Origin of the sequence: Gordonia amicalis NBRC 100051 = JCM 11271 (assembly GCF_000332995.1) — a bacterium.
GTDB lineage: Bacteria > Actinomycetota > Actinomycetes > Mycobacteriales > Mycobacteriaceae > Gordonia > Gordonia amicalis.
The window spans coordinates 103,382-123,838 of sequence record NZ_BANS01000007.1 but is presented as its reverse complement, the minus strand read 5'-3'; the positions used below and the strand labels follow the sequence as shown (position 1 = coordinate 123,838).

Genomic DNA, 20,457 nt, shown 5'->3' with positions numbered 1-20,457 from the left:
CGATCGCGGCGGGGACGTCGCCGTGAGGGGGCAGATGCCTCACTGGTCACATCTCGAGACCGGTGAATGCCGGGTGGCCCCACCGGCCGGCGAACGCGACCTCGTCGAGCGGGAGTCGGGTCCGGGGACGTTCGTCGCGCTCGCGGATGTCCTCGGGCAACGACGCGGGGTCCTCGACGAGGGCGCCGATCCCCAGCAGGACGAGGGCCCGTATGCCGGCCGGGATGTCGAAGGCGGTGGTCGCGGCCGCGGCGTCGAAGCCGGCCATCGGATGACCGTTGAAGCCGAGCGCCTCGGCCTGCAGGATCATCTGCGACACCGCGAGGCCGACGTCGACGGCCGCATACGTATGTTCCTTCGGATCGTCGGGGCGGTCCGTTGTGCACACCAGGACCAGGGCCGCCGACCGCGGCGCCCATCCGGCGTTGCCGCGGGTCAGCACACCGCTGAGGGCCTCGAAGGTCTCGTCACCGCGGCGGCCGACGAGAAACCGGACCGGCTGCATGCGACCCCAGGTGGGTGCCCACCGCCCGGCGTCGACGATGGTCGTGAGGTCCGCCACGGAAATGGTGGCGGCGGGGTCGTAACCTCGCGCGCTCCACCGCCCGTCGATCAGTTCGTGCACTCGGTCGAGGGTAGCGGCGCGGCGACCGCGTCTTCGTCGGTGCCGGTCTGCGCGCCGGCACCCGCGGGAGTGACGGGTTCGCGCATGGCGAAGAACAGCCCGATGCCCAGGAGTGTCAGTGCGATTCCGATGGCGAGCGATGCGGCGTGCATGCCCTCGACGTAGGCCTGGCGGGCCGCGGTCGCGAGACCGTCTCCCTGAGTCCCCATCTCGAGCGCGCGATGCAGCGTCTCGCCGAGGGTGTCGCCGAACGACCATCCGTCGCGATGCCCGCGGAACACGAGCGTCGCGAGTGAACCGAACAGGGCGAGGCCGAGGGCATTGCCGAGTTCGAAGCTGGTCTCCGAGATACCCGACGCCGAGCCCGACCGTTCCGGTGGAACCGCGCCGACGACCACGACCGACACCAGACTGAACTGGATGCCGTAACCGATACCGGCGATCGAGGTGAAGACGAGGTAGACCCAGATCGGCGACGACGTGGTCAGTGCGAGCAGGCCGAAGTTGCCGACGGCGGCCAGCACGATCGAGCCGAGGAAGGCTGTGCGCATGCCGACCATCGATGCGATACGGGAAGCGCCGACCGAGAACACGGCGACCGCAACCGCCATCGGGAGGCCGGCCACCGCGGCGGCCAGGACGTCGTGACCCATCACCGACTGCAGGTAGACGCCGGTCAGATACGACATCCCGCCGAGCGCCATCATGCCGACGAGGGCGACGGTGATCGCGCCGACGTACTGCGCGTTCCGGAACAGCTTCAGGTCGAGCAGCGGGGCTGCGGAGTGGCGTTGCTGGACCACGAAGCCGACGAGCAGTGCCGCGCCCACGAGCCCGATGACGATGACGCCCGGATCGACACCGTCGCTCGCCAGGGTTTTCACCGCGTAGACGACGGGCAGGATGCCGGCCATCGACAACACGACGCCGAGCACGTCGAACCGTGCGGCCGACGGGGCCTTGTACTCGGGGATCAGGCGGGGGCCGAGAACGAGGAGTGCGGCCAGTACCGGCACGTTGATCAGGAAGGCCGAACCCCACCAGAAGTGGTGCAGCAGAACGCCGCCGATGACCGGACCGACGGCAGCGCCGCCGGCGAAGGCGGCGGTCCAGACGCCGATGGCGCGCCCCCGCTCACGATCATCGGAGAACATGTTGGCGATCAACGAGAGACTCGACGGCATCAGCGTCGCCCCGCCGACACCCATGAGGGCGCGCGCGGCGATCAGGATGCCGGCGGTCGGCGCGAACGCGGCCAGGATCGATGCCCCGCCGAACACGGCGGCGCCGGCGAGCAGGATTCGACGGCGGCCGACCCGATCGCCGAGGTTGCCCATGGTGATCAGCAGTCCGGCGATCAGGAAGCCGTAGATGTCGAGGATCCACAGCTGCTCGGCGGCCGACGGTGCGAGCGCGTCGGTGATCGACGGGATCGCGAGGTAGAGGACGGAGACGTCCATCGACACCAGGAACACCGGGAGCGTGAGCACCGCGAGTCCCAACCAGGTACGTCGGTCGGCGGCGCCCGGGGGCTGCTGCCGATTCGACGGGTCGAGGCGGGTGGACACGATGGTTCTCCTTGGGGGGTTTCGACACGGTGCGTCGCTACGCTCCGTACCGGCTCAACCGGCGGGGGCGCGGTGCGTCGCTGCGCTCCGTACCGGCTCAACCGGCGGGGGCGCGGTGCGTCGCTGCGCTCCGTACCGGCTCAACCGGCGGGGGTGCGTACGGTGTACGCGAGACAGGGTACGGGGATGAGTACGCTGTACGCAATCCGTTTGTTCCCGAGCCCGGCCAGGAGGAATCGCAGGTGACGTCCGACACCACCAAGCTGTCGCCGGCGACCATCGTCGACGCCGCGATCCGGGTCGCGGATGCCAACGGACTCACCGGCCTCTCGATGCGGCGGGTCGCCGACGAACTCGGGGTCGGCGCGATGTCGCTGTACCGGCATGTGGCCGACAAGGACGCGCTGCTGCAGGCGATGGCCGAGGAAGTGGGTCAGCGCTACCCCTACCCGGTCGAGACCGCGCCGTCGTGGCGCGAGCGTGTCCGGGTCGCCGTCGACGTCGACTGGGAGCTCTATCAGCGGCACCCCTGGCTGGTGCTCGCCTACGCATCGCCGAGACTCAGTTACGGCGAGGCATCCCTGGAGTGTCTCGACTGGTTGTCCGCCGGCTTCCTCGAACTCGGTGCCGGCATCGAACGTGCCACCGACATGGCGCTGACCGTGTGGAGCTTCATCCACGGCGTCGCACTGATGGCCGTCGGCGACCGATTGCTCAGCGACCAGGGGCAGGAGACGTCGCTGCCCTCGGCTCGCCTGGCCGACGTGTTCGCGGGGAGATCCGACGCCCCGGTGCCTCCGCACCTCGCTCGTCTCGCCGGGCGCGCCGACGCCGCACACCTGCTGGACCCGAGGGCCCGTCTGGACGCCGGAATCGGTTATCTCTGCGCAGGTTTCGAGGCCTCCGCCCGCTGAACCCGGTCAGCCCCGGGGCGTACGGTCACACGGCATGCGGAAACACGGTCAGCATGTGGGCGCCGAACCACGAACTGCCGATCACGATCGGCACGACGATGAGCCCGGCGACCACCGGCCGTGTCCGTGCGAGAGCCATCGCGAGCGGGATGAGCAGAACGAAGGCCGGCAGCAGGAGACGCGGCCGGCTCATCATCAAGCCGCTCGACAACACGATCTGGGCGACGAGCAACGAGCCGAACAGCAACACCGGCCAGGGCAACCGCGCCCAGACCGCCACACCGAGCATCACGAGCGTGCTCAGGACGATCCACGATGTCGCGGTGGTGGCGACCTCGGCGGAATGGACCAGCTGCTCGTTGACGAAGTTGAATGCGGCGACACCCCAGTCGAATTCGGTGTCCCAGCCCTCGGTCTGGATGCGGAACCAGCCCGTCGGTGAACCGGTGTGCGCCCACACGACGCCCAGGTAGGCGAGGTAGCCGAGCGGGCTGATGACGACGGCGGCGGCGGCGCGCACCCGCGCTGCCGGCGTGACGTCGGCGCTGTTCCGGCTGGTCCACAGAAAGACGATCGCGGCGACGATCACGACACCGATGAGGACCGCCGCCGTCGGACGGCAGAGACCGCAGAGTCCGGCCATGATGCCGGCGAGCAACCAGCGCCGCTCCAGGATTCCGATGAGTGCCCACGTCGCGAGGGCGCAGAACATCGCCTCGGTGTAGGCCATGTTGAGCACGATCGACATCGGGGTGGCGGCGAACAGCACCACCAGAAAGAGTCCGGTCGCGCGCTCGGGTGCGGGACCCACCGGGGAGCGTCTCGACATGAGCCGCGCGCAGACCGTGCCCAGCCGTGCCGCGCCGACCGCGGCGATGCATCCGAGAACGAGATTCAGGGTCAGAGCCGCACCGAACGGCGTCAGCCCGGGCAGCTTCGCCAGCCACCCGACCAGATACGGATAGCCGGGAAAGAAGGCGTAGGCGGTGTCGGACGTGTGGACACCGCGCGCATCGGTCAGGCTCGCGGGAACGCCGTCGTATCCGTGGGTGGCGATCGCGAGCATCCACTGCCCGTCCCACACCGTGAGGGCCTTGCCGAGGGTGGTGTCCCGCAGGTCCGCGAATCGCGCGAGGGTGAGGATGCCGATCGCGCGAATGACGAGGTATACGACGAGGGCGTCGAGACACCAGCGATGCCGGCGCGCCCAGCCCGCGAACGGGGGTCTCGGGTCGGCGGCGCGTCGTGCCGCCACCGGGTCCGCCGACCCATCGGGAGGGATGGGCCGGCTGTCGGCGCGGTCTCCGCCCGTCACCGAATCGGGGTCGGGACGACGGCCCGGCTCGTCGACGTCGGTTGGGATGGCCACCCGAAGAATCCTAGGTCGTCGGCGGCGAGCACAGGCGGCGCGCGGTGTGCGTCGGATCACATCGAGCAGGTGACCAGGTCAGAGCGTCGCACAGCTGCCCGGTAAGGTTGTCCGAGCAAGCTGACGTCTATCGAACCGGCGCACGAGCCGGCGGGAGGTAACTCGACGTGGCCCTCGTGGTGCAGAAGTACGGCGGATCCTCGGTCGCAACGGCCGAACGCATCCGTCGCGTTGCCGAGCGCATCGTCGAGACGAAGAAACAGGGCAACGACGTCGTTGTCGTCGTCTCGGCGATGGGCGACACCACCGACGAACTACTCGACCTCGCCCAGCAGGTCAATCCGGCGCCGCCGGCGAGGGAGATGGACATGCTCCTCACCTCGGGCGAGCGCATCTCCAACGCACTCGTGGCGATGGCCATCAGTTCCCTTGGCGCACACGCACAGTCGTTCACCGGCTCGCAGGCCGGCGTGATCACGACGAGCAGCCACGGCAAGGCCAAGATCATCGACGTCACGCCGGGCCGGGTCCGCAGCGCACTCGACGACGGCAAGATCGTGCTGGTCGCCGGGTTCCAGGGTGTTTCGCAGGACACCAAGGACATCACCACGCTCGGCCGCGGCGGTTCCGACACCACCGCCGTCGCGCTGGCGGCGGCCCTCAACGCCGACGTCTGCGAGATCTACACCGACGTCGACGGCGTGTACTCCGCCGACCCGCGCATCGTCCCCGACGCCCGCCGCCTCGACAAGGTCTCCTTCGAGGAGATGCTCGAGCTCGCGGCCTGTGGCGCGAAGGTCCTGATGCTGCGGTGCGTGGAGTACGCCCGCCGGTACAACGTTCCCGTTCACGTGCGCTCGTCGTACTCGACCAAACCCGGCACCGTGGTGACCGGATCGATGGAGGACATTCCCGTGGAAGAAGCCATTCTCACCGGCGTCGCACACGATCGCAGCGAGGCCAAGATCACCGTCGTGGGTCTCGACGACAAGCCGGGCTACGCCGCCAAGGTGTTCCGGGCCGTCGCCGACGCCGAGATCAACATCGACATGGTGTTGCAGAACGTCTCGAAGGTCGACACCGGCAAGACCGACATCACCTTCACCCTGCCGCGCGAGCTCGGCCCGCTGGGCGTCGAGAAGCTCACCAAGCTGCAGCAGGAGATCGGGTTCACCGATCTGCTGTACGACGATCACATCGGCAAGGTCTCGCTCGTCGGTGCCGGCATGAAGTCGCACCCGGGCGTCACCGCGACCTTCTGTGAGGCGCTCAGCGAGGCCGGCGTGAACATCGAACTGATCTCCACCTCGGAGATCCGTATCTCGGTGCTGTGCCGCGACACCGAACTCGACGACGCCGTGCGCGCCCTGCATGCGGCCTTCGATCTCGGCGGCGAAGAAGAAGCCGTCGTCTACGCCGGAACGGGCCGATAACCGTGGGTGCACGTATCGGAGTCGTCGGCGCGACCGGTCAGGTCGGCGCCGTCATGCGAACCCTGCTGGCGGAGCGCAACTTCCCGGCCGACGAGGTGCGCTTCTTCGCCTCGCCCCGGTCGGCGGGCAAGAAACTTCCCTGGGGCGACGGGGAGATCGTGGTGGAGGATGCGGCGACCGCAGACCCCGCCGGTCTCGACATCGCCCTGTTCTCCGCGGGTGCCACGATGTCCCGTGAGCAGGCACCGCGTTTCGCTGCTGCCGGCGTCACGGTGATCGACAACTCGTCGGCGTGGCGCAAGGATCCCGATGTGCCGCTGGTGGTCTCGGAGGTCAACGGCGAACTGGCGAAGAACCCGCCCAAGGGCATCATCGCCAACCCCAACTGCACCACGATGGCCGCGATGCCGGTGCTCAAGCCGCTGCACGACGAAGCCGGACTGCAGCGCCTCATCATCTCCAGCTATCAGGCGGTCTCCGGCAGCGGTCTGGCCGGTGTCGAGGAACTCGCCACCCAGGTGCGCGCGGTGGCCGGCGAGGCCGAGAAGCTCGTCCACGACGGCTCGGCCGTGAACTTCCCGGCACCGAACAAGTACGTCGCGCCCATCGCATTCAACGTTGTGGCACTTGCGGGTTCGCTCGTCGACGACGGCTCCGGCGAGACCGACGAGGATCAGAAGCTGCGCAACGAATCGCGCAAGATCCTCGGTCTGCCGGAACTTCTCGTGAGTGGCACCTGTGTGCGCGTGCCGGTCTTCACCGGACACTCGCTGTCGATCAACGCCGAATTCGCGAACCCGTTGTCGGTGGCCCGTGCCCAGGAGATCCTCGGCGCCGCAGCCGGTGTGGAGCTGGCCGACGTGCCGACGCCGCTCGCGGCCGCCGGCAAGGACGTCTCGCTCGTGGGTCGCATCCGTCAGGACCCGGGTGCCCCCGAAGGTCGCGGTCTCGCATTGTTCGTCTCGGGTGACAACCTGCGAAAAGGCGCTGCCCTCAACACGATTCAGATCGCCGAACTGCTGGTCTGAGCGGCCTTCGAGGCTCGCTCCGCTCACGCCTCAGGCGACGAAGGGGCGACGGCCGCTGCCGCCTCGGTGATGATCTCGCGCATCGACGCCTCCGCGGCCTTCGGGTCGCGGAGGCGTATTGCTCGTGCCACGTCGTCGTGCAGTGCGATCGCGGCCGGGTTGGGCGACGTCGGCATCATTCCGTGATGGGTGCGTCCGGCGAGCACCTCGCCGACGACGTCGGCCAGGGATCGGAACATCTCGTTGCCGCTCGCCTCCAGCAAGGTGCGGTGAAAGACCTTGTCGGCCAGTAGGTATGACTCCAGGTCGCCGGTGCGGCCGTGAACAGACATGTCCGACACCGCGGCTGCGAGGATGCGGCACTGTTGTTCGTTCGCGCGTTCGGCGGCCAGCGCGGCCGCCACGGGCTCGAATCCGCGTCGTAGTTCCGACAGGGTGGCGAGGAAGTCCGACCGGTCCGCGCCGTCGAGACGCCACCGGATCAGCCGCGGGTCGAAGACACTCCAGCGCGTCCGTGGCTGGATGGTGATGCCGACGCGACGTCGTGACTCGACGAGTCCCATCGATTCGAGGACCTTGATCACCTCGCGGGCCACGGTTCGGGATACCCCATGGTCGGTGCAGATGGCGTCGAGCGTCAGGACGCTGCCGGCGGGGTGCGCTCCCGAGACGATGCGCCGACCGATGGCGGCGAGGATCTCGTCGTGGCGCTCGGTGGTCCCACGTGTGCTCTGACTCACTTTTTCATCTTCTCATTAGCGGCCGCGACCGCCAATCAGCGTACTTATTGTTTTCGAGACTTGCATAAGTATGACTATTGCGGCAGTCTCCGTGATCATCAGCACAGCGATGTGGAGGAGTTGGCATGAGATCACCGGTGGTCGTCATGGGGGTCTCGGGGTCGGGTAAGTCGACGGTGGGAGCCGCCTTGGCGCAGCGTCTGCGTGTGCCGTTCGCTGATGCCGACGACTTCCACTCGGCGGAGAACATCGCCAAGATGTCCGCCGGGCAACCGCTCGACGACGACGACCGCCGACCCTGGCTCGAGTCCATCGGCGTCTGGCTGGCCGAGCACGGTGACGGCGGCGTGATGAGCTGCTCGGCGCTCAAGCTCGAGTACCGCGACCGTCTTCGCGGACATGAGCCGTCGGTGCTCTTCGCGCACCTGGCCGGCTCGGTCGAGGTCATCGCGCGCCGGCAGGCATCGCGTCCGGGCCACTTCATGCCGTCGGCGCTCCTCGCCTCCCAGTTCGACACTCTCGAACCCCTGACCTCCGATGAACGCGGACTGACCGTCGACGTCGACCAGAGCGTGGACGCCATCGTCGACGAACTCGTTGCCTCACTCCCCAACGGCGAGGAGAACTGAACATGTTGTCCATAAGCACGATTCTTGCCGCCGGTGCGGATCTGCCCGAGCCCGTCGCGGCGGGCTGGCAACTCGTCGTCGCGGCGCTGGCCGGCATCGCCGTCATCGTCGTCGCGATCACGGTCGCCAAGGTGCATCCGTTCCTCGCCCTGGTCGGTGGCGGCGCCACCGTCGGCATCGTCGCGGGGGAGTCGATCCCGACTGTCCTGGAATCATTCACCACCGGATTCGGTTCGACCGCAGCCGGTGTCGGCATCCTCATCGCACTCGGCGCGATGTTCGCGAAACTCCTGGCCGACTCCGGCGGAGCGGACGAGATCGTGGACACGATTGTCGGGCACGCCTCGCCGCGGATGCTGCCGTGGGCGATGGCCCTCGTCGGCGCCATCATCGGACTGCCGATGTTCTTCGAGATCGGTCTCGTGCTCCTGATGCCGGTGATCTATCTCGTCGCCCGGCGGTCCGGTCTGGGCCTGATCCCCATCGGCATCCCCGCGCTCGCCGGCCTCTCGGCCATGCATGGCTTCGTTCCGCCGCATCCGGGCCCGCTCGTCGCGATCGACGCCCTCGGTGCCGACCTCGGCCTGACGCTCGCTCTCGGTGTGGGCGTCGCCATCCCGACGATCATCGTCTCGGGTCCGCTGTTCGCCACCGTCGCCGGGAAGTGGGTGACGGTCGAGGCGCCGCACACCTTCGACATCGACCCTGATGACGGTCCGACGACCAAGCGGCCGTCCTTCGGGATCACCATGTTCAGCGTCTTGCTGCCCGTCGTCCTGATGCTGGGCAAGGCGCTCGCCGAGATCTTCATCTCCGACGAAGACCAACCCGTGCGGAGGATTCTCGACATCCTCGGTACCCCGCTGATCGCACTGCTGATCGCCGTCATCGTCGCGATGTTCACGCTGGGCCGCGGCTCGGGGATGGACCGCGAGACGATCTCGAAGTGCGCCGGTGCGGCATTGCCCGCCATCGCCGGCATCCTGTTGATCGTCTCCGCCGGTGGCGGTTTCAAGCAGGTCCTCGTCGACACCGGCATCGGCACGCTGCTGGCGGACTGGGCCACCGGCGCGAACATTCCGGTACTGGTCCTCGCCTGGGTCCTTGCCGCGCTGATCCGTCTGGCCACCGGGTCGGCGACCGTCGCGACCATCACCGCGTCCTCGCTGATGCTCGGCCTCGTGGACGGATTGAGCTCGGGCGAGGTCTCCCTGGTTGTCCTCGCGATCGGTGCCGGCTCGGTCTTCCTGTCCCACGTCAACGACGCCGGTTTCTGGTTGGTGAAGGAGTACTTCGGCATGACCGTCGGCCAGACCTTCAAGACCTGGTCGATGATGGAGACCCTTCTCTCGGTCAGCGGCCTGGTCGTCGTGCTGGCGCTGGGGCTGGTGATCTGACGGAGCCGACCGCGCCGCTCGGAAAAGCGCCCCGGTGAACCGCCCCTGGAATGCGCCCTCAGCAGCCGGGTCGTCGACATATTGTCGTCGAATGCCTCTGGAGGGCGGATCCCCGGGGCGGTTCTGCGGTAGCTTGGTGGGGCCTGCGCGGCGACCTTCGTCGGCCGCGACGGGATGCCGGTCGCGCTGTGCACGCAGTTCGTGGCGACCTCGCCGCCGGCGTGGCGGCGCCGACCGTTGTTCTGTTCGATCCCCGTACGGCGCAACCGTTGGCGTCGAGGCAACTGACCAAAGGTGGACTGCTCGGCGGGGTCTACGGCTACCTCGACTACCGCGACCGGGTCGTCGTCGCAGATGGGTCCGGGTCGATTCTGCGTGTCGCACACCGAAAGACGGTCACCGGCTGGCAAGTCCAGGTCGATGACCGCGTCGATGTCTCGGCCCACATCCCGACCGGCGACACGATCACCGGTCTCGCACCGGATTTCGACGGACGCGTCTGGTTTGCGACGACCCGCGGCGTCGTGGGGACGGTGGATGAGGACAAGCGCGTTCACTCGACGCGACTGCCGCGGGGCGAGGAACTCGGCAACGGACTGTCGATCCGACGATCGGGGGCGTCGATCCTGACGACGCACGCCCTGTACGAGATGCGCGCGGAACGCGGTGCCGCGCCGCGGATCGTGTGGCGTCGATCGTACGACCGCGGCCCTGCACGCAAACCCGGCCAGCTGACCTGGGGATCGGGGACCACCCCCACGTACTTCGGCCCGGGCGGTGACGGCTGGGTGGCGATCGTCGACAACGCGGACCGGCCGGACCTCCGGGTGTTCCGCAGTGACGACGGGTCCGAGGTGTGCCGGATCCGGGCCTTCGACCGTTCGGGGCCGGGTACCGAGAACTCACCGATGGCCTGGGGCAACTCTGTCGTCATCCCCAGCACGTACGGATACCAGTATCCGCCGATGGCGGTGACCGGTCCGGCGGTTCCCGCGGACGCCCCCTTCACCGGTGGCGCGACCCGAATCGACGTCGACGAGAACGGGTGCCGGCGCGTGTGGGAGAACTCCGACCGGATCGCGACGCTGCCGAGGCTCTCGCGCGCGGACGGCCTCATCCATGCGCTCGGCTACGGTCCGTGGGCTCCGAGCCGGCCGCAACAGCTCGGTCCGGTCGCTTACGTCGCGACGGATTTCGCGACCGGACTCCGTGTCGAGATCCGACAAGTCGGGAATGCGCCCGCCGACGAACCGCTCGAACTCACCGGCACCATCACCGCGGACGGAGCTCTGTGGCAGGCGACGGTCGGGCGGATGCTCAAGATCGTGCCGGCCGGCCGCTGACGGTCGCGGACGGCCAGGTCACCGAGGTGTCGTGATCAAGGGTCACTCACAACACGCCCCGGAAGCCGACCCGGTCACCTGACTCCACTTACTGTGGGGTAGGTTACTCGCCCATGAAGCTGAAGTCGGGTATGAGCATCGGGTCACGCCGCAGGTCACGCCTGCGAACGGCCGCGATAGCGGGGGTGGCGGCCGCATGCGCGGCCGCGTTGATCAGTCCGGCGTCGGACGCGAGTGCGGCCGACTTCTACACGCCGCCGTCGTCCTTCGCCACCGAGCCCGGCTCGGTGATCCGGAGCCAGGAGATCCCGCTGCTCCTGCAGATCCCCGGCGCGCCCGGACAGTGGCCGGGCACGGCCCGCAAGGTCATGTACACCTCGACCTACCAGGACGGCACCCCCGCGGCCGTGACCGGAACCGTCGTCGAGCCGACCGCGCCGTGGCGTGGGAAGGGGCCGCGGCCGACCGTCGTCGTCGGCCCGGGCACCATCGGCCAAGGTGACCAGTGCGCGGCGTCGAAGATGATGACCCTGCCGGTGTCGATCGACATCACCAAACCCAGTATCGGCGTCAACTACACCGCGCCGGAGACGTACTACATGCTGCTCAACGGCGTTCGGGTGTTCGTCACCGACTACATCGGCATGGGCACCCCGGGTATCCACACCTACGTCAACCGGTCCGAGACCGGCCACGCCATGCTCGACGGTGCCCGCGCGGCGTTGCGCGCCTCCGGGGCCCCGGCCGATGCGCCGGTCGGGTTCGCCGGGTACTCGCAGGGCGGGGGCGCCGCTGCGTCCGCCGCCGAACTCGCCGCGACCTACGCGCCCGAACTGAACGTCCGTGCCAGTTACGCCGGTGCGCCGCCGGCCGACCTGGAGAAGGTCATCCCGGCCATCGACGGCAGCACCATCGCCGGGGCCATCGGATTCGCCATCAACGGCCTCACCCAGCGGTACCCGGAGGTCGCCGACGTGGTGCACAGGGAGACCAACGCGTCCGGAAAGGCTGCGCTGCGGCAGATCTCGACGAGCTGCATCGGTGACATCATCCCGGCGTACGGATTCCAGCGGACGCAGAACTGGACACGCACCGGCGAGACGCTCTCCGCGGTCATCGCGCGATCGCCCGGAGTGCAGAAGGTCGTCGGCGAACAGCGCATCGGCCGCCTCAAGCCGAACGCGCCGGTGTTCCTCGAGGGCGGCCTCCACGACGACGTGATCCCATACGGCCAGGTCGCGCAGCTCGCCGCGGACTGGCGCGCACAGGGCGCCGACGTCCGGTTCGTGACGAACCCGACGCCGCCGATCCTGACCAAGTCGATCGTCAACCACGTTGTCCCCATGCTGGGCACCTTCCTGCCCGGTATGGAGTTCGTCCTCGGCGAGTTCCAGAAGTAGACCCGGGGAGCAGAACCACTCGAACCGCAGACAGGGCCCGCCGGCCCTTCGAGACGCGTCCTCCGCAAGCTCCGGACGCTCCTCAGGGGGCGGGGGCGCGGGCCCTGTCGTCTCGGGACGCTCCTCAGGGGGCGGGGGGCGCGCCTGTCTCGGGACGCTCCTCAGGGGGTGCCGGGGCGCGGGCCCTGTCTGTCTCCGGACGCTCCTCAGGGGGCGGGACGCGGGCCCTGTCTGTCTCCGGACGCTCCTCAGGGGCCCGGGACCTGTCGGTACCCGACGCCCGGATGGCAGGATCGAGGAATGAACGATCCGCACGGGCCGGGGGGAGGTGCGAACGGGGATCCCCATGATCGAGACCCCGAACGCATCCCGAGCCAGGCAGAACTCGACGCCGAGGACCTCGCCGAGCTGGAACGGTCGTCGCGTGACCACGACCAGGCCTCGCTCTATCCGCCGCGGCCGGCCGATCCGGGCCGCCCGCCGGTGGCGCTGGTCCTCCACGCCCGCGTGGTCTGGTGGGCCGCGGCGGTCATCGGGTCGATCCTGGCGGTCTACGGCTTCTTCAACCTCAGCACCATCACCGACGACCTGCGGCTCCGTCTGCTCGAGGGGGTCGTGTCCGACCCGGCCAACTCCGCCCCCGAGGACCAGATCGATACACTGGCCGGCTTCTTCCCGCCGTTCATGCTGGTGATGATCGTGGTGGTGCTGGTGATCGAGTATCTGCTCCTGGTGGCAGCGGCCACCCACCACAGCCGTCATTGCCGCAACTTCTTCCTCGCCGCGGTGGTGGTTCATCTCCTCTGTATCCCCGTCGGCGTCGACCTGCTCTTCCGTTATCCGGACATCACGTCCACGATGGTCGTCCTCAGCTACGTGCAGTTCGCCCTGCTGGTGATCGCCGCGCTCTTCACGCTGCGTCGGTCGGTGAACACGTGGCTGCCCGAATCCACGAGGATGAAGCCGACCCGTATGCTGCGCGGCCGCTGAACGTCGGCGCCGTCACGCCCGCGCCGACTTTGTCAGGCCCGCCACCTGCCGGTTTGGTCGGAATGATCCCGGGTACTGGTCTGTTGGACAGAACGTTGGTTCTACGGCCGACCCTGTCTGATCGCGACTCACCCGAAGACCCGAACTCAGGAGGATCTCCGATGGCAATCGAGCCGGTGTACACCATTTCGTCCAAGGCGTCCGGTGGTGGACGTGACGGTGAGGTGGTTTCGGCGACGGGTCGGATCGACCTCTCCCTCCGGCCGCCGAAGGAAATGGGTGGCAGCGGCGACGGCAGCAATCCGGAAGAACTCTTCTCGGCCGGGTACGCGGCATGTTTTCTGGGTGCCCTCCGCGCCACGTCGAAGGCGGCCGGTAGCCCGGTGCCCGACGAGTCCACCGTCTAATTCGAGGGGTCACACGGCGGCAACCGGTCCCCGTTCGTTTTCCCTCCCAGCGGGACGTCTCTACCCACCGGGGCATCGAGACCGGCTCCGGAGCAGCGCAGATATGACAAGAAAGGAAGTTCTTGATCATGACCACCACTCCCATCACCAGCACTCTCACCGAAGAGCAGCAGTCCGTGGCCGGAAAGGCCCTGCAGGACACCCTCGTCGACCTGATCGACCTCAGTCTGATCGCGAAGCAGGCCCACTGGAACGTCGTGGGCAAGCAGTTCCGATCGGTGCACCTCGATCTCGACGAACTGGTCACCGTGGCGCGTGAGTTCACCGACTCGGCGGCCGAGCGTGCCACCGCGATCGGCGTCAGTCCCGACGGGCGCGCCGAAACCGTGGCGAAGACCGCGAACACCAAGGGATTCGGCGAAGGCTGGACCAAGGACTCGGATGTCGTCGACGCCATCGTCGCCAACCTCAAGGCGGTCGTCGCGGGACTCCGCGAGCGCATCGACGCCACCGAGGAGGCCGACCCGGTGACCCAGGATCTGCTCATCTCGTTCGCGTCGAAACTCGAACAGCTGCACTGGATGTGGCAGGCACAGGTCGCCTGACCAGCAGAACACCCCGTTGATCGGGGCCTCTCACAGCGACGAACCCCGCCGGTCTCACCGGCGGGGTTCGTCGTATTCCGATGTCGTCGTGGATGTTCGGAAGGCTCGGGATCCATGGTCGGCGTCAGTCGCCGGCCGGTTCGGTGGCCTTCTTCTCGATGGTCTTCTTCTCGACGACGTTCTTCGCGGCGGACTCGTGGTCGGTGGTCGTGGTGTCGGTGCCTGCTGTGTTCGTGACGGCGACGTGTGAGCCGGCGTCGTCGTCGACCGCGTAGGAATCGCGGAAGGAGACACGAGGAGTCGACGCCGAGTGGTAAAGGGCGATGCCGGCGAAGACGAGTGCGGCCAGCCCGAAGATCGCGGACGCGGCGATCGTGACGACGTGGACGGCCGTGGCGTACACCCCGTCGATCGGACCGGTCGCGACGGCGCCCGCCGCGGCGAGGGCCGCGCCCAGCAGGGCCCAGACCGCCGAGCGAATCCACGGCGCCACCACCGAGGCGTAGAAGAGGCGCTGGTAGATGGTGAGCGAGAACTCGTCCACTGCGGCCAGACGAACCTCGTCAGCGCCTGCGAGGTCGCGCAGTTCGCGTGCCAGTGCCGTCTGTCTCTGGAGGGTCGCGGACTCCCGTTCCCGGTACCGCACGAACGCGGCGGCACCGAACGCCGACGCGAGAAGACCCAACCCGACCATGACTCCCCAATAGTCCACGGCACACACGCTACAACGCCGTCCGTCACCGCTCGTGAACCAGGTCACATGGTGGGACGGTCGGCACCGGTCACAGCGGTGCGGTCGAGTACCGGTGCGCGCGAGGAGTCGATGGGACCGGTCATCGCTGATACGTTGGGCGACCGTCTAGCCATCGCGGTCACGAAACGTCCGACCCCTCGGGTCGAGCGGAACCGAGAACGGGAGGAATGCACGGGTGACGATCAGATTGATCGGCGCGACGATCGTGTGCGTGATGCTCGGGCTGTTCATCAGCGCATCTGCGGGGCAAGCGGGAACGAACGACGTCGTCGCGTTCGCTGACCCACAACCGGGGGTCGCCGTCCTGTCCGGCGCGGAACCCGAGGCGGTCCTCGTCAGCCGCGAGTTGTACTCCCGATCCGCCGAGGCGATCCTGCTCGCACCGGGTGCACTCGCCGACCCCGAGACACGGAATCGCGTCGGGGAGACCGCAGGTGACAAGCACGTGCCGGTGCTCACCGTGACCCCGCAGACGGCGGACGACGTCGACGACGAGCTGGGGCGTCTCGGTGCGCAACGGGTGGTGCGACTCGGCGAGGTCGAAGGGCTCGAGGGTCGTCGGCCCGCGATCGATCTCGGGGACCTGCGAGGCAACCGGCCGCGAGACGGGGACGAACCGATCGTGATGGTCTCCCGGGACACCCCTGTCGATGCCACGCTGACCGCTCGTTCCGGAGCGCGCGTCGTCGAGGTGCCGTTCCCCGACCCGCGCGCGAACACGCCTGCCGTGGCCGCTCTGACCGGTGCTTCGTCGCAGACCCCGATCCGAGCGGTCGGAGCCGGCTTCGGCGACACCGAGGACTTCGCGGCACGGGTCGACCAGGCGCGGCGAACGCCGGAACTCCCCGGCGGTGGACAGGTCGTGTTCCCGGGCAGGCGGATGGTCGCGCTCTACGGTTCCCCCGACGCGCCGGCCCTGGGTCCGCTCGGCCGGCAGGGGATCGAGGCGTCGATCGAACGCGTCCGGCGTCTCGCGGCCGACTATCAGCGGGTCAGTGCCGAGCCGGTCGTCCCCGCGTTCGAGATCATCGCGACCGTCGCATCGTCGGAACCGGGCGAGGGCTCCAACTACACGAGCATGATCGACCCCGCGACGTTGCGGCCGTGGGTCGAGGCGGCCGGACGTGCCGGTGTCTACGTGACTCTCGACCTCCAGCCCGGACGTATGGACTTCCTGACCCAGGCCCAGAAGTATGCGGAGCTCCTGGCCCTGCCGCATGTCGGGCTGGCGCTCGACCCGGAGTGGCGCCTCAAGCCGGATCAGGTACACCTGAAGCAGATCGGGTCCGTCGAGGCCGCCGAGGTGAATCGCACCTCGGCGTGGCTCGCGGGAATGGTGCGTGAGCGAGGACTGCCACAGAAGCTCTTCGTGCTGCACCAGTTCGACGCCGGCATGCTCGGTCAGCGGAAGAACATCGTCACCGACCGAGAGGAACTCCAGGTGGTCCTGCACGCCGACGGGCACGGGACACCGCCGGTCAAGATGGAGACCTGGCGCAGATTGCTCGGTGATCTTCCCGCGGGGGTGTGGATGGGCTGGAAGAATTTCTACACGGAGGACAAGCCGACGTTCTCGCCGGCGACGACCATGGCGGTCGCGCCGACACCCTGGTTCGTCTCGTACCAGTAGCGCGCCGGGAGGCCTGCCACCTCCGGGCTCCGACCGGCGCCCGGGACACGCGACCCCGCGCCACGAGGTTCCAGAACGCGACGGGACGCACCCGACAGGGAGGAACCCCGGTGACCACGACTCCGGCCGACCCGCAGTCCCAGCGGCATCCCGTCCCGACCGCCGCCGATCTGGCCGCGTGTCCGACACCGGGGGAGCGATCCGACCCGCTGGCGATCCTCGCCAGACAGTCGCTGAACAGGGTGCCCGAACTCATCCCCGTCCGGCACGCGCGGATGGCGGCGACGCCGTTCACGTTCTATCGCGGCGCGGCGGCAGTCATGGCCGACGATCTCTCGCGAACCCCGGACACCGGAATCATCACGCAGCTCTGCGGGGATGCCCACCTGAGCAATCTGGGCCTGTTCTTCAGTCCGGAGCGTCGAATGGTCTTCGACCTGAACGATTTCGACGAGACCCACATCGGTCCCTTCGAATGGGACGTGAAACGGCTGGCGGCGAGTTTCACGATCGCAGGTCGCAACAACGGATTCGACGACACGACCAACCGGACGATCGCCAAGACCGTGGCGAAGACCTACCGTCGGACGATCAAACGCAGTGTCTCGCTGACCACTCTCGAATGTTGGTACGCCGGAATCGATGTCGACTCTCTGGTCGCGGAACTGGGAGACCGGCTGGACACCTCGGTGACGGAGCGGACGCAGAAGGCGCTACGCAAGGCCCGGCACCGGAACAGTGCCCAGGCCCTGGCCAAACTCTGCGAGATCGACCCGGACGGCACGGCACACATCCGCAGCGATCCGCCGCTGCTGGTGCCACTGAAAGAGCGCTTCTCCAGTGAGAACGCCGCCGTGGTCGAGGAACGTGTCCGAGAGCGGGTCGACAACTACCGGGCGACACTGCCGTTGCATGTGCAGGCGTTGCTCGCCCAGTTCTCGCTCGTCGACATCGCCTTCAAGGTCGTCGGAGTGGGGAGCGTCGGGACCCGGGCGTGGATCGTGCTGATGATGGGCAAGAACCTCGAGGATCCGCTCTTCCTCCAGGTGAAGGAGGCTCAGCGGTCGGTCCTCGCCGATTACGTCCCGACCTCGGGATTCGACAACCAGGGCCAGCGCGTCGTCGAGGGCCAGCGTCTCCTGCAGGCGGCGAGCGACCTCTTTCTGGGCTGGTCGACGGGGCTCGACGAGAACGGCGAGCGACGTGACTTCTACGTGCGCCAGCTCCGCGACGGGAAGGGGTCGGTCGTCGTCGAGGCGCTCGAACCCGACGCGATGAAACTCTATGCGCGCCTGTGCGGGACGGCGCTCGCCCAGGCGCACGCCAGGACGTCGACTCGCTTCGACATCGCACGATATCTCTCCGAGACAAAGGGTTTCGCGGATGCCGTGGCGGAGTTCTCGATCGCCTACGCAGATCTCAACGACGCCGATCATACCCAGATGACGGCGGCGATCAGCCGCGGCGAGCTGAGTGTGCACGACCTCACCGCGGCGGGAAAGAGCTGACGCACCGGGCTGTGGTACACAGACGACGGAGCGAACCGACCGCCGAGAACCGACAGGGAGATGTGTGCATGGATGACGCGACATTGCGAGATCGGGTGCGGGAGTTGATGCCTCGTGCGAAGTCGGATCTGGCGGAGATGGTGCGGTTCCGCTCGGTTCACGACCCGCAGCAGTTCCCGGTGGAGGAATGCGACGGCATGGTCGAATGGCTGTTGGGAACGTTCCGCGAGCTGGGTGTCGAGGATGTCGCCGCGCATGTGACCAGTGACGGGTCCAAGGCGGTCACCGGGCAGATCCCCGGTCCGGAAGGTGCGCCGACCGTCCTGCTGTACTTCCATCACGACGTGCAACCGCCCCTCGGTGAGAACGAATGGGATTCGCCGGTGTGGGAGCTGACGGAACGGGACGGTCGCTGGTACGGACGCGGTGCCGCCGACTGCAAGGGCAACATCGCCGTGCACCTCACCGCGCTGCGTGCCCTCGCCGGCGACCTCGGTGTGACCGTGAAGATCATCGGCGAGGGCTCGGAGGAACAGGGGACGGGTGGGCTCGAGCATTTCGCGGTCGAGCATCCCGACCTGTTGCGTGCCGACACCATCCTGATCGCCGACTCCGGCAACTTCGCTGTCGGCAGACCGAGTCTCACGACGACGTTGCGCGGCATCGCCAACATCGACGTCACGGTCGAAACCCTGGGATCGGCAATGCATTCCGGCATGTTCGGTGGGGCCGCGCCGGATGCGCTGGCCGCCCTCATCGCGATGCTCGCCACTCTGCGCGACGAGCACGGCAACACCACCATCACCGGTCTCGACGCCGATGCCGAGTGGCCTGGCGTTTCCTACCCGCCCGAACAGTTCCGTTCTGATGCAACGGTGCTCGAGGGCGTCGAGCTCGTGGGATCCGGATCGGTGTCGGACATGGTGTGGGCGCGTCCCGCCGCGACCGTGCTCGGCATCGACTGCCCGCCGGTGGTCGGGTCCTCCGCGGCGGTCCAGCCACGCGCCCGGGCGCGCATCAACCTGCGCGTGCCGCCGGGAATGGACCCCACCTACGCCCAGGACGCGCTCATCGAACACCTCCGGGCGGCCACCCCATGGAATGCCCGGGTGTCCTTCGAGCGTGAGGCGGTGGGATCGCCGTTCGTCGGCTCGACATCCGGTCCGGCCTACGAGGCGCTCACCGACGCGCTCGCGGCCGCCTACGGCGGCGAGGAGGTGCTGATCCAGGGGCAGGGTGGATCGATCCCGCTGTGCAACGTCCTGCAGAGCACCTTCCCCGACGCCGAGATCATGCTCTTCGGTGTCGAGGAGCCGCGGTGCCTGATCCACGCCCCCAACGAGAGCGTCGATCCGACCGAGATCGAGCGGATCGCGCTCGCCGAGGCCCTGTTCCTACGTGACTACGCGTCCCGCGCGGCCCGGGCCGGCCGGGATTCGGCCAACGCCGGGCCAGGCGGCGCCTAGCGCGGGTCCGATAGCTCGCGAAGGTGGACGGCTGACCCAGTTCCTGAGCGAAGTGGATAGGGAAAGTTCGCGTGTCGCAGCACAATCCCGAGACGAAGACCCATGAAATTGGGACCAAAGGCCCAAGACCGGGAACACCCCCGTCGGTAATGTCTGATGCCGGGTGGGAGAACTCTCGTGGAAGGAACAAGGTGGGCCCAGGTCCCATTGGTCGTGACGGGCAAGTGATGAACATTGCGCCGGAACATGTTTCGCGTAGCGAACAGGTTTCCCGTGTCGGAGTGTCGGACTTGCGAACGAGTGAGCGGTATTTGCGCGCCGCGGTCACCGACCTCATCGAGCGTAATTTCCGCGACCCGGATTTCAGTGTCGAGGTCGTGGCGCGGCACCTGCATGTGAGTCGCCGGCACCTCTATCGGGTTCTCGCCGGCAGTCCCACGTCGCTGGCCGAGATGATCGCCGACCGCCGTCTCGACTGGGCCCGTGGCCTGCTGACGGGCCCGGGGAATCCGAAACTCGAAGCGGTGGCACATGCTTCGGGCTTCGCCTCGACGGCGACGATGCGGAACAGATTCCGCGCCAAGTACGGGCTCACCCCTGACGAATTCCGGCGCGCCGCAACGGTTGCCGACGCGGAAGCCAGCTGATGCA

Annotated in this window: 17 protein-coding genes and 2 pseudogenes; 14 read left to right on the top strand and 5 right to left on the bottom strand. The window is 68.0% G+C overall.

Annotation, left to right across the window (positions count from 1 at the left end; all coding sequences use genetic code 11):
- Positions 1 to 46 precede the first annotated feature (46 nt).
- Together GOAMI_RS04105 and GOAMI_RS04100 are read right to left on the bottom strand one after the other, a co-directional pair.
- Positions 47 to 625: a nitroreductase family protein gene (locus GOAMI_RS04105; RefSeq protein ID WP_006435129.1), complete on the bottom strand. Its 579-nt coding sequence runs from the start codon at positions 623 to 625 to the stop codon at positions 47 to 49.
- Complete coding sequence (locus tag GOAMI_RS04100; protein ID WP_006435128.1) at positions 613 to 2,193, bottom strand: MFS transporter; 1,581 nt, start codon at positions 2,191 to 2,193, stop codon at positions 613 to 615. The genes GOAMI_RS04105 and GOAMI_RS04100 overlap by 13 nt, the downstream gene beginning before the upstream one ends.
- A 242-nt stretch (positions 2,194 to 2,435) precedes the next feature.
- On the opposite strand from GOAMI_RS04100, the gene GOAMI_RS04095 reads away from it, so the two are divergent.
- Positions 2,436 to 3,107, top strand: coding sequence for a TetR/AcrR family transcriptional regulator (locus GOAMI_RS04095; RefSeq protein ID WP_040004553.1), 672 nt, complete (start codon positions 2,436 to 2,438; stop codon positions 3,105 to 3,107).
- 25 nt (positions 3,108 to 3,132) lie between these two features.
- Here GOAMI_RS04095 and GOAMI_RS04090 read toward each other — a convergent pair whose 3' ends face one another.
- The gene (locus GOAMI_RS04090) at positions 3,133 to 4,476 is read right to left on the bottom strand and encodes a putative hexosyltransferase (RefSeq protein WP_006435126.1); all 1,344 of its coding nucleotides are present in this window, start codon (positions 4,474 to 4,476) and stop codon (positions 3,133 to 3,135) included.
- A gap of 167 nt (positions 4,477 to 4,643) precedes the next feature.
- Here GOAMI_RS04090 and GOAMI_RS04085 point away from each other — a divergent pair, with 167 nt between their 5' ends.
- Both GOAMI_RS04085 and GOAMI_RS04080 read left to right on the top strand, forming a co-directional pair.
- Entirely contained in the window at positions 4,644 to 5,909 is a 1,266-nt protein-coding gene (locus GOAMI_RS04085; RefSeq protein ID WP_006435125.1) for an aspartate kinase, read from the top strand.
- A gap of 2 nt (positions 5,910 to 5,911) precedes the next feature.
- Positions 5,912 to 6,937 carry an aspartate-semialdehyde dehydrogenase gene (locus GOAMI_RS04080; RefSeq protein ID WP_006435124.1) on the top strand — a complete coding sequence of 342 codons (1,026 nt, stop codon included), beginning with the start codon at positions 5,912 to 5,914 and terminating at the stop codon, positions 6,935 to 6,937.
- 23 nt (positions 6,938 to 6,960) lie between these two features.
- On the opposite strand, the gene GOAMI_RS04075 is transcribed toward GOAMI_RS04080, so the two are convergent.
- Positions 6,961 to 7,677 (bottom strand): FadR/GntR family transcriptional regulator, encoded by a 717-nt coding sequence (locus GOAMI_RS04075; protein ID WP_006435123.1) that lies wholly within the window; start codon positions 7,675 to 7,677, stop codon positions 6,961 to 6,963.
- 125 nt (positions 7,678 to 7,802) lie between these two features.
- On the opposite strand from GOAMI_RS04075, the gene GOAMI_RS04070 reads away from it, so the two are divergent.
- From GOAMI_RS04070 to GOAMI_RS04040, 7 genes and pseudogenes are all read left to right on the top strand, one after another.
- Positions 7,803 to 8,306 carry a gluconokinase gene (locus tag GOAMI_RS04070; RefSeq protein WP_006435122.1) on the top strand — a complete coding sequence of 168 codons (504 nt, stop codon included), beginning with the start codon at positions 7,803 to 7,805 and terminating at the stop codon, positions 8,304 to 8,306.
- Positions 8,307 to 8,308: 2 nt separating this feature from the next.
- Positions 8,309 to 9,703 (top strand): GntP family permease, encoded by a 1,395-nt coding sequence (locus tag GOAMI_RS04065; protein WP_006435121.1) that lies wholly within the window; start codon positions 8,309 to 8,311, stop codon positions 9,701 to 9,703.
- A gap of 135 nt (positions 9,704 to 9,838) precedes the next feature.
- Positions 9,839 to 11,046: pseudogene (locus GOAMI_RS04060) on the top strand (hypothetical protein); the annotation flags it as partial.
- 113 nt (positions 11,047 to 11,159) lie between these two features.
- A complete protein-coding gene (locus tag GOAMI_RS04055; RefSeq protein WP_040004552.1) occupies positions 11,160 to 12,446 on the top strand; it encodes a lipase family protein in 1,287 nt (428 codons plus the stop codon).
- 300 nt (positions 12,447 to 12,746) lie between these two features.
- On the top strand, positions 12,747 to 13,436 hold the full coding sequence (locus GOAMI_RS04050) for a hypothetical protein (protein WP_006435118.1): 690 nt from the start codon (positions 12,747 to 12,749) through the stop codon (positions 13,434 to 13,436).
- Positions 13,437 to 13,597: 161 nt separating this feature from the next.
- A pseudogene (locus GOAMI_RS04045) lies at positions 13,598 to 13,840 on the top strand (OsmC family protein); the annotation flags it as partial.
- Between the two features lie 131 nt (positions 13,841 to 13,971).
- Entirely contained in the window at positions 13,972 to 14,448 is a 477-nt protein-coding gene (locus GOAMI_RS04040) for a Dps family protein (protein WP_006435116.1), read from the top strand.
- A gap of 124 nt (positions 14,449 to 14,572) precedes the next feature.
- On the opposite strand, the gene GOAMI_RS04035 is transcribed toward GOAMI_RS04040, so the two are convergent.
- Positions 14,573 to 15,169, bottom strand: coding sequence for a hypothetical protein (locus tag GOAMI_RS04035; protein WP_006435115.1), 597 nt, complete (start codon positions 15,167 to 15,169; stop codon positions 14,573 to 14,575).
- Between the two features lie 208 nt (positions 15,170 to 15,377).
- On the opposite strand from GOAMI_RS04035, the gene GOAMI_RS04030 reads away from it, so the two are divergent.
- The 4 genes from GOAMI_RS04030 to GOAMI_RS04015 all read left to right on the top strand — a co-directional run bounded on the left by GOAMI_RS04030 (position 15,378) and on the right by GOAMI_RS04015 (position 20,453).
- A complete protein-coding gene (locus tag GOAMI_RS04030) occupies positions 15,378 to 16,832 on the top strand; it encodes a hypothetical protein (protein ID WP_006435114.1) in 1,455 nt (484 codons plus the stop codon).
- A 110-nt stretch (positions 16,833 to 16,942) separates the two neighbouring features.
- A complete protein-coding gene (locus GOAMI_RS04025) occupies positions 16,943 to 18,340 on the top strand; it encodes a DUF2252 domain-containing protein (protein ID WP_006435113.1) in 1,398 nt (465 codons plus the stop codon).
- Positions 18,341 to 18,408: 68 nt separating this feature from the next.
- Entirely contained in the window at positions 18,409 to 19,806 is a 1,398-nt protein-coding gene (locus GOAMI_RS04020; RefSeq protein WP_006435112.1) for a dipeptidase, read from the top strand.
- Between the two features lie 191 nt (positions 19,807 to 19,997).
- Complete coding sequence (locus tag GOAMI_RS04015) at positions 19,998 to 20,453, top strand: helix-turn-helix domain-containing protein (RefSeq protein ID WP_040004551.1); 456 nt, start codon at positions 19,998 to 20,000, stop codon at positions 20,451 to 20,453.
- Positions 20,454 to 20,457 lie beyond the last annotated feature (4 nt).

What these genes read in the sequence shown, in the direction of transcription:
- GOAMI_RS04070 (WP_006435122.1), top strand. Translation starts at nt 7,803, where the DNA reads ATGAGATCACCGGTGGTCGTCATGGGGGTCTCGGGGTCGGGTAAGTCG.
- GOAMI_RS04065 (WP_006435121.1), top strand. Translation starts at nt 8,309, where the DNA reads ATGTTGTCCATAAGCACGATTCTTGCCGCCGGTGCGGATCTGCCCGAG.
- GOAMI_RS04055 (WP_040004552.1), top strand. Translation starts at nt 11,160, where the DNA reads ATGAAGCTGAAGTCGGGTATGAGCATCGGGTCACGCCGCAGGTCACGC.
- GOAMI_RS04050 (WP_006435118.1), top strand. Translation starts at nt 12,747, where the DNA reads ATGAACGATCCGCACGGGCCGGGGGGAGGTGCGAACGGGGATCCCCAT.
- GOAMI_RS04040 (WP_006435116.1), top strand. Translation starts at nt 13,972, where the DNA reads ATGACCACCACTCCCATCACCAGCACTCTCACCGAAGAGCAGCAGTCC.
- GOAMI_RS04020 (WP_006435112.1), top strand. Translation starts at nt 18,409, where the DNA reads ATGGATGACGCGACATTGCGAGATCGGGTGCGGGAGTTGATGCCTCGT.